The organism is Staphylococcus sp. HMSC067F07 (assembly GCF_001837405.1).
In the GTDB taxonomy this organism is placed as follows: domain Bacteria; phylum Bacillota; class Bacilli; order Staphylococcales; family Staphylococcaceae; genus Staphylococcus; species Staphylococcus capitis.
On record NZ_KV832238.1, the window covers coordinates 1 to 7437 of the forward strand.

Below are 7437 nucleotides of genomic sequence, written 5' to 3' on the forward strand. Positions count from 1 at the left end.
GTTAGCTATATTTTTTACTTTGCAACATAACCGTTTTGTTAGTATTAATTATTTTTCGTTTTCAGTATAAATATTACATAATTTTTAACTTTGCAACAGAACCTTATTTATTAAGGTGTTATGCGTATTAAATATTCTTTTTTTCTATGTTTTAATCAAATTTTTACAGTTATTAATACTTATATTCTATTTGATATTCAGAAATATTTTTATGTCCTTTTTCTGTTAACTCTGCGTATCGTGTTGTCCCACAAATCGGAAAACATTTATTATAAAACAATTCTACATTTTCAGCTAAATCTTGTCTCGCTATACTCTCGAGTGCTAATAAAAAAGTTTTTTCACTCACATTTAAGGTTTTAAAATCTACACTTTCTCCTTCTTTAATCGATAACAGTACACTATACATTAAATCTTGTTTTAACAACGTTCATCACCTCTTATTTATCTAGATGACGATACAAAGTTGCTCTACTTATATTTGTCTGTTCTTTTATCTCATTTAAAGTGTATTTTTTACTCATATACATTTCAATAGCATCACTAAGATTTTTGTCGTTTCTTTTGGGTCTTCCTAAGTTTTTTCCTTCTTTTGCATAATTTTCTAAACCTAAACGAGTTCTAAATTTGACAATGTCACTTTGGAAGTCTGTGATATCATGTAATATTTCTATAAATTCACCTTTGATGTCTTTATAAATATAACGATTTAAATTAATAACATATAAAGATATATCCTCCTGAGAAAGATAATCTAATATATCTACTAAATGTTTCGTAGAATCTGCAAGAATACATAAATCCGTAACGTATAACATATCTCCAGAAACTAATTTTTCATTTAAAAGAACATCTAATATATTCCTCTTCTTATTATTAGCATGAATTTCTTCAACAATTTCATTTGTATGATTTTCTATTTTCTTTTTTTGTTCATTTAAATTGTCGTTTATTGTAACGGGTCTAATATAACCGTATTTCATTTAATTGCACCACCCTGTAGGTGAAGTGTAACATAAAGTTTCATTAACGGGTATACATATGAAACTTTTCTGTTATACTTTACAATATAATTAAATAAAAAGGAGAGTAAGTTATGGTTGAAAAATTAAAAAATGAATGGCTTAACCAGCCAGGAAAAAATATACTTGCCGGTATTGTAGTTGCTTTAGCTTTAATCCCTGAAGCTATTGCATTTTCAATTATTGCAGGTGTAGATCCAATGGTTGGTTTATATGCTTCGTTCATTATTGCTGTGGTTACTGCTATTGTAGGTGGCAGACCAGCAATGATATCAGCTGCAACAGGGGCTATTGCCTTATTAATTGTTCCACTTGTGAAAGATTACGGTGTAGAGTATCTTCTAGCTGCTACTATACTAATGGGGTTAATCCAATTAATTTTAGGACTACTTAAAGTTGGTCGTCTAATGAAATTTATACCTCATTCCGTCATGATTGGGTTTGTAAATGCCCTAGGAATAATGATTTTTATGTCTCAAATAGAACATATCTTTGGAATATCAATTTCAACATATATATATGTAATTATCACGTTACTCATTGTATATATAATTCCAAGATTTTTTAAAGCTATACCTGCACCATTAATAGCTATTATCGTGTTGACTGCCCTTTATATGTATACAGGTTCTGACGTGAGAACTGTCGGAGATTTAGGGAATATTAAACAAGCTTTACCTCACTTTTTAATCCCTAATGTGCCCTTTAATTTAGAAACACTTCAAATTATTTTCCCTTACTCTTTATCTATGGCTATTGTAGGTTTAGTAGAAAGCTTACTTACAGCTAAAATTGTAGATGATGCTACAGATACTTATAGTAGTAAAAATAGAGAGTCACGTGGTCAAGGTATCGCTAACATGATCACCGGTTTATTTGGTGGTATGGGTGGTTGTGCCATGATTGGTCAATCGGTCATCAATGTTAAATCAGGAGCAAACAGTAGATTGTCTACATTTACAGCCGGTATCGTACTTATATTTATGATTATTGTACTTGGAGGACTCGTAGTGCAGGTTCCAATGCCAATTTTAGCAGGTATTATGGTTATGGTTTCTGTTGGTACATTTGATTGGAATTCTTTTAAATATATTAAAAAAGCACCGAAAACAGATGCAGTTGTTATGCTCATTACGGTGATTATCGTTTTAATGACTCATAACTTAGCTATAGGTGTTGTTGCAGGGGTCGTTTTCAGCGCTTTATTCTTTGCTACTAAAATTTCAAAAGTAGAAGTAATTTCTGAAGAATTCGGTAAAATAAATCGATTATCTTTTAAAGGACAAATCTTCTTTGTTTCTATTGACTCTATGATGGATCAAATTAACTTCGATATTAAAAATAGTACCATAGAATTAAACTTCAATAATGCACACTTATGGGATGATTCTGCAGTCGATGCAATTGACACGATAGTACGAAAATTCGAAGAAAAAAATAATATTGTTCGTATAGAAAAATTAAATTCAGATAGTCGTAAAATTGTTTCAGAGTTAAGCCAACTAAATGAAAATCATTTAAACTAAAGGAGCGTTATTTATGTATAAATCAATTTTATTAGCAGCAGATGGGTCAGAAAATAGTTTGCGTTCAGCAAAAGAAGTTTTAAATTTTATAGATGATAATACTGTTGTTACTATTCTTACAGTTGTAGATGTTGAGGAGTCGAAAACAGATGTTTTACATGGTAAACAAAGTTCCAGTTTGACGAATGAAAGAGAAGACAAACTCTCTCATATCACTGAGTTATTTGTAGAGCATAATGTGAAATATGAAATGAAAATTGCACATGGTGTTCCTGCGGACACAGTTGTTTCAGTTGCAAATAGTGGAGAATTTCAGGCTATTGTTTTGGGAACACGTGGATTAAATAGTTTGCAAGAAATGGTGTTAGGTAGCGTCAGTCACAAAGTAGCAAAACGTTCAGAAATTCCCGTTGTTATTGTAAAATAGTCTGTCTAACTCAATCCGTGAAAGGATTGAGTTTTATTTTAGAGGTGAATATTAGATGAAAACCAAAAATTTCTATTATGGTTGGGTTATTGTATTTATTGCTGGTTTGACAGTTTTCTTCTCTGGCCCTGGCCAAACTTATTCAAACGCAGCATTTATTGATGAATATATTCAAACATTTGGATGGAGCCGTACAGAAGTTTCCTCAATATATTCTTTAGCTATTCTATTTGGAATCATATGGGGAATTGCGAACGGTCTAGAAAGAATTGGAACCAATATTGTTTGGGCTAACTACTTTGGACGTAAGCATGTAGGGAGTATAAATGGAATTGGATCAACTATGCTAGTGATTGGTTCCTCTTTAGGACCATTACCATTAGGCCTAGGTCATGATATTTTCCAATCCTATTCATTAACTATTTATATGATGATTATTTTCCCCATTATTGGTTTAGTTTGTGCATTATTGGCTAAAAAGCTAGTTAAAAATTATTAAAATATACCATAGAAAGAATGGTATTTAAGGGGAGATGTTATGAAGTTTTGCAAAGGAATATGTATTCTAATATTATTGGTTTTTTGTGATTTGTTGATTTTTAAACGGTCGAAAGTATGGGGAGTAGAGCATGAATCGAGTAATAATCAAATTCGAATAATAAAAGAAGAAGACTATACAGATATGGTTATTAACCAATACTAATCATATTTTAGTATAACAATATATAGATAAACCTCTTTATAAAAATGGATATGTTATACAAATCTACTACCTATAATAACTAATTATGTAAATTATTAATTAAAAAAGGGCATATTATATATGCCCTTTTTTTAATTTTTTCTTTTAGTAAAGAGATGATAAGCAATTCCAAATTCATCTTTAATATATCCATACCCCTCCGTATAAAATTTCGGGGCAAAGGGTACTAAAATTTCAGAGCCTAATTCAACTAATTCATCATAAATTCGCTTTGTATCTTCGACATTTTCGAATGTCACGCACAAAGAAACATTATTTCCTTTTGTAATTGGAAGGCCTTCAGTGTCATCTGCAATCATTAACTTTACATCACCAAATAAAATCACGCATTGGTCGATTTTTTCTAAATCTCTTTCATCAACATCTTCACGTGCCTCTAACGGTCTATCTTTTATTCTTTGAATATAAACTGTATTTGCATTAAATATTTCCTCTAAGCGTATTCTTAATTTTTCAGCATTATTAGTGATTAAAAAATATGGACTAACTTCAAAATTCATATATTTTCCTCCTTCAATAATTTGTTATATAATTATCATACTATTTAAAGGTGTCAATTCTAGACACCGAAAGGGAAATTTATGAATAAAACTATCAGACTTTATAATCTAATAGAATTTTGTAATAATAATCGAAATTTCAAATTAAAAGATGTAATGGAAGAATTTAATACTTCAAAAAGTACAGCTTTGAGAGATATTAAAGATATTCAAGAACTAGGGGTGCCTTTATACAGTACTGGAGGAAAGAATGGAGGATATAAAGTTATTAGAAAAGCTCACCTCACAAGAATTGATTTAAATGATGAAGAAATTAAATCTTTATATTTTGCTTTGTCGAGTATCTCTAATTTAAAAAATCTTCCGTTTTCATCTGAATATATAAGTATAGTCAATAAAATATATAACAGTTCTACAGAGGTGCAAAAATCGATTATTAATCAATACAAAAATATCTTTGAATACTTCAATGTTGAAATCGGGAATGAATATTCCAATGATATTTTTAATAAAGTTATAAATTTCACGATACTTAAAAAGCAATTCACTTTAGTTTATAGATCAAAACATCTTACTTATATTTATCAAGGGATAGGGTTAACTTATAAAAATAATGTATGGTATTTTGTGACGGCGAACGTTAAAACTAAAATTGTGAGATTATTTAACTTAAATAAAATTGAGGAGATATATGAAACAAGATTTGAAGAGGAAATCCCAAATATTCATCTGAAAAATTACAAAAAGTACTTAGTAGAGAAAGAGTCCAAAATAAATATAACTATTGAAAGTAATGAAATAGGCGTAGATTTATTACAAAATCATTTGTGGTCTAATATCACTATAGATAAATTAGAGGATGATACATTTATATTAAAAATAGACATCAATAAAGAAGATGTGAATTTTGTATCAAAAATCATTATATCTTGTGGTAAAAATGTAAAAGTTTTAAGTCCAGAGAGTTTGCGTAATAATATAAAACAAGACTTACAAGAAATATTAGATTACTATTAAATGAATACGATATACAATTTAACTACCTATAAGACTTTATTATGTCAACTAACTCAAAAGGGACAAACGCCGTCATTTCAGCGTTTGTCCCTTGTGGTTCGGATTATAGGATATTCATCTTTTATACATTACCCCAATGACACGTTTTCATGCATTTTCATTAAATGAAATTTTGTATCTTTATTCAGTTCTCAAGCGTCTAAGTGCTGCATACAGTATGTACGCATACTGTATGCATGTATATTGTATGCCTGCATACAAGTTTAGAGACATTTTGTTATAATTGGGAAGTCGTCTATCTCTCAGACGTCAATTTGACGTAGAGAGGAGGTGCGCTGAATGACATTACTATTTGTTTATGTAATAGCTCCTATTTTTGTAGGGTGCTGTGTTACGTTGTTTCGCTTTTGGCTAGAACAACGTACTAAAAAATAGGCGACAAAGCCAACACCCAAAGAACCCCCAACCTATGTCCGTAGGTTGGGGGTTCGGTGCGTTAATAACATTACTATTTGTTGCTTATATAATATCACGATATTACACACTCTTCAATTAACGCTTTCGTTTTATAAACTTTTTCTATTCTTCCCAATCAACTTGAAGCTGTTTTAAAAATGCCTCTCGTTCTTTCTCTAATTGTGGATCATACTCATTTTGTGTTGTTTTTTCATATGTACGTTCTTCCAACCATTTCGGTGTTTTTTCACGACTGATATATTGTCGTGACTTACCTATATTTGCCATTTGCGGTTGTCGTTTATTGTGAATACGTTTCTCAGCATCAAACGTAAACTCTAGCCATTCAATTTTACGACCTTTTTTAGCTTTGATTTTATTGATATTGAGGTTATTAAATATTGGAGAGAGCTCCTTGATAATCGGTGTTAAAACAAATTGGTTAATATTAGACATTCTATAAGATTCTGGAATATCTAATCGTTCTCTAAAGTCTTCAATTTTAATCTTCATATAGCCAGTATGTTTATATTGTTTAAGTAATCTAAACATATTTTTTGAATAGGTAGATTTAAGGTTCTGTTGCAAAGTTAAAAATCATGTAATATTTATACTGAAAAACGAAAAATAATTAATACTAACAAAACTCTTTACTGTTAAAACAATATTTGCTTTTATAGTTTTGTATAGATGTGCATATAATTTTAACTTTGCAACAGAACCATAAATAAGGCCAAAGATAAGGAGAAAAGATAATTAGTATAAAAATAACTATCATAAATTGTTATACTTTATTTAAAGAGAAGTGAAAGGGGTATACCAATGAAGAAGTCGAAGGTAATTACAACAACTATTTTAACAACATTAATGTTAGCAGGATGTGGAACGAATGCCGATAAAGATGAAAATAAGAAAAATTCAGGCATGTCAAAAAAGAACGTAACAATTAAAGATATTATTGACGATAAAAAGCCACATCTTATTTCTCAAAATACACAAACTAGTTCAGATGGCGAGGACGAAAACTATCAAAGCCATATTTTTCTAACAAAGAATGGAAAAATAAAAGGAATTGAATTATCTGGAGAAGAAACAACAGCAGAATTTATTAATAAATTAAAACCAGAAAATGCTGAAAAAGTGTTAGATAATAAAGATTTAATTGAGCGGGAAACAAAATGGAAAGAACCAATGTATGTCGCTGTAGACAATGACGAAAAGACACCAGAAGTTACCTATGTTGTTCCGAAATCGAAAGACGTTAAAAAAGATGATGTAAATTCATTTGAAGACTACATGAGTTATGGTACAGAAGACGAAGAAGTCATGGGTATTGCATATACGTCACTTACAAGCGCACAATCCCAAGATCCTTCAAAAGCAAAAACTTATCACGGTACATTCACATATGATGGTACCGAAACGAATGAGCCAGACTTATATTTAAGTTACGGCGTACAACTAGGAAAAAAACAAAATTTAAAGAACTTGTCTGTGTCAGATATTAAAAAAATGAAAGATGGATATGTGTATAATTTCGAAGATTTTGATTAATCACTATTTCGCAGCTAAGTTAGAAAAGGCGAGAAAGAAATGATACACTAGTGATAGCGCAAACTTGGTTGCGCAAAGCTACGTGATGATTGTGGTCATGATGTGAAGACGTCTAGCACGGAAGTGTTAGGCGTTTTATGGTTCTGTTGCAAAGTAAAAAAATATAGCTAAC

The 7437-nt window shown here is 30.3% G+C and carries 9 protein-coding genes and 1 pseudogene; 6 read left to right on the forward strand and 4 right to left on the reverse strand.

Annotated elements, in window-relative coordinates; genetic code table 11:
• Positions 1–172 precede the first annotated feature (172 nt).
• Together HMPREF2706_RS12255 and HMPREF2706_RS11160 are read right to left on the reverse strand one after the other, a co-directional pair.
• Positions 173–427: a hypothetical protein gene (locus tag HMPREF2706_RS12255; protein WP_001836853.1), complete on the reverse strand. Its 255-nt coding sequence runs from the start codon at positions 425–427 to the stop codon at positions 173–175.
• 13 nt (positions 428–440) lie between these two features.
• Positions 441–983 carry a recombinase family protein gene (locus HMPREF2706_RS11160; protein ID WP_001836856.1) on the reverse strand — a complete coding sequence of 181 codons (543 nt, stop codon included), beginning with the start codon at positions 981–983 and terminating at the stop codon, positions 441–443.
• 113 nt (positions 984–1096) lie between these two features.
• Between HMPREF2706_RS11160 and HMPREF2706_RS11165 the strand changes: the two genes are divergently transcribed.
• Genes HMPREF2706_RS11165 through HMPREF2706_RS11175 form a run of 3 tightly spaced genes read left to right on the forward strand, consistent with a single transcriptional unit; the run spans position 1097 to position 3474 of the window.
• Positions 1097–2548, forward strand: a complete 1452-nt coding sequence (locus HMPREF2706_RS11165) for a SulP family inorganic anion transporter (protein WP_070862382.1) — start codon at positions 1097–1099, stop codon at positions 2546–2548.
• Positions 2549–2561: 13 nt separating this feature from the next.
• Entirely contained in the window at positions 2562–2975 is a 414-nt protein-coding gene (locus tag HMPREF2706_RS11170; RefSeq protein WP_001836859.1) for a universal stress protein, read from the forward strand.
• 55 nt (positions 2976–3030) lie between these two features.
• Positions 3031–3474: an MFS transporter gene (locus HMPREF2706_RS11175; RefSeq protein WP_012818264.1), complete on the forward strand. Its 444-nt coding sequence runs from the start codon at positions 3031–3033 to the stop codon at positions 3472–3474.
• A 335-nt stretch (positions 3475–3809) separates the two neighbouring features.
• On the opposite strand, the gene HMPREF2706_RS11180 is transcribed toward HMPREF2706_RS11175, so the two are convergent.
• Positions 3810–4238 carry a VOC family protein gene (locus tag HMPREF2706_RS11180; protein ID WP_070862383.1) on the reverse strand — a complete coding sequence of 143 codons (429 nt, stop codon included), beginning with the start codon at positions 4236–4238 and terminating at the stop codon, positions 3810–3812.
• A gap of 81 nt (positions 4239–4319) precedes the next feature.
• On the opposite strand from HMPREF2706_RS11180, the gene HMPREF2706_RS11185 reads away from it, so the two are divergent.
• Positions 4320–5255, forward strand: coding sequence for a helix-turn-helix transcriptional regulator (locus tag HMPREF2706_RS11185; protein ID WP_070862384.1), 936 nt, complete (start codon positions 4320–4322; stop codon positions 5253–5255).
• Positions 5256–5594: 339 nt separating this feature from the next.
• On the forward strand, positions 5595–5690 hold the full coding sequence (locus tag HMPREF2706_RS12145) for a type I toxin-antitoxin system Fst family toxin (RefSeq protein WP_134273732.1): 96 nt from the start codon (positions 5595–5597) through the stop codon (positions 5688–5690).
• Positions 5691–5834: 144 nt separating this feature from the next.
• Here HMPREF2706_RS12145 and HMPREF2706_RS11190 read toward each other — a convergent pair.
• A pseudogene (locus tag HMPREF2706_RS11190) lies at positions 5835–6290 on the reverse strand (replication initiation protein); the annotation flags it as partial.
• Positions 6291–6533: 243 nt separating this feature from the next.
• Here HMPREF2706_RS11190 and HMPREF2706_RS11195 point away from each other — a divergent pair.
• Positions 6534–7265 (forward strand): hypothetical protein, encoded by a 732-nt coding sequence (locus HMPREF2706_RS11195; RefSeq protein WP_070862385.1) that lies wholly within the window; start codon positions 6534–6536, stop codon positions 7263–7265.
• The last annotated feature ends 172 nt before the right edge of the window (positions 7266–7437 follow it).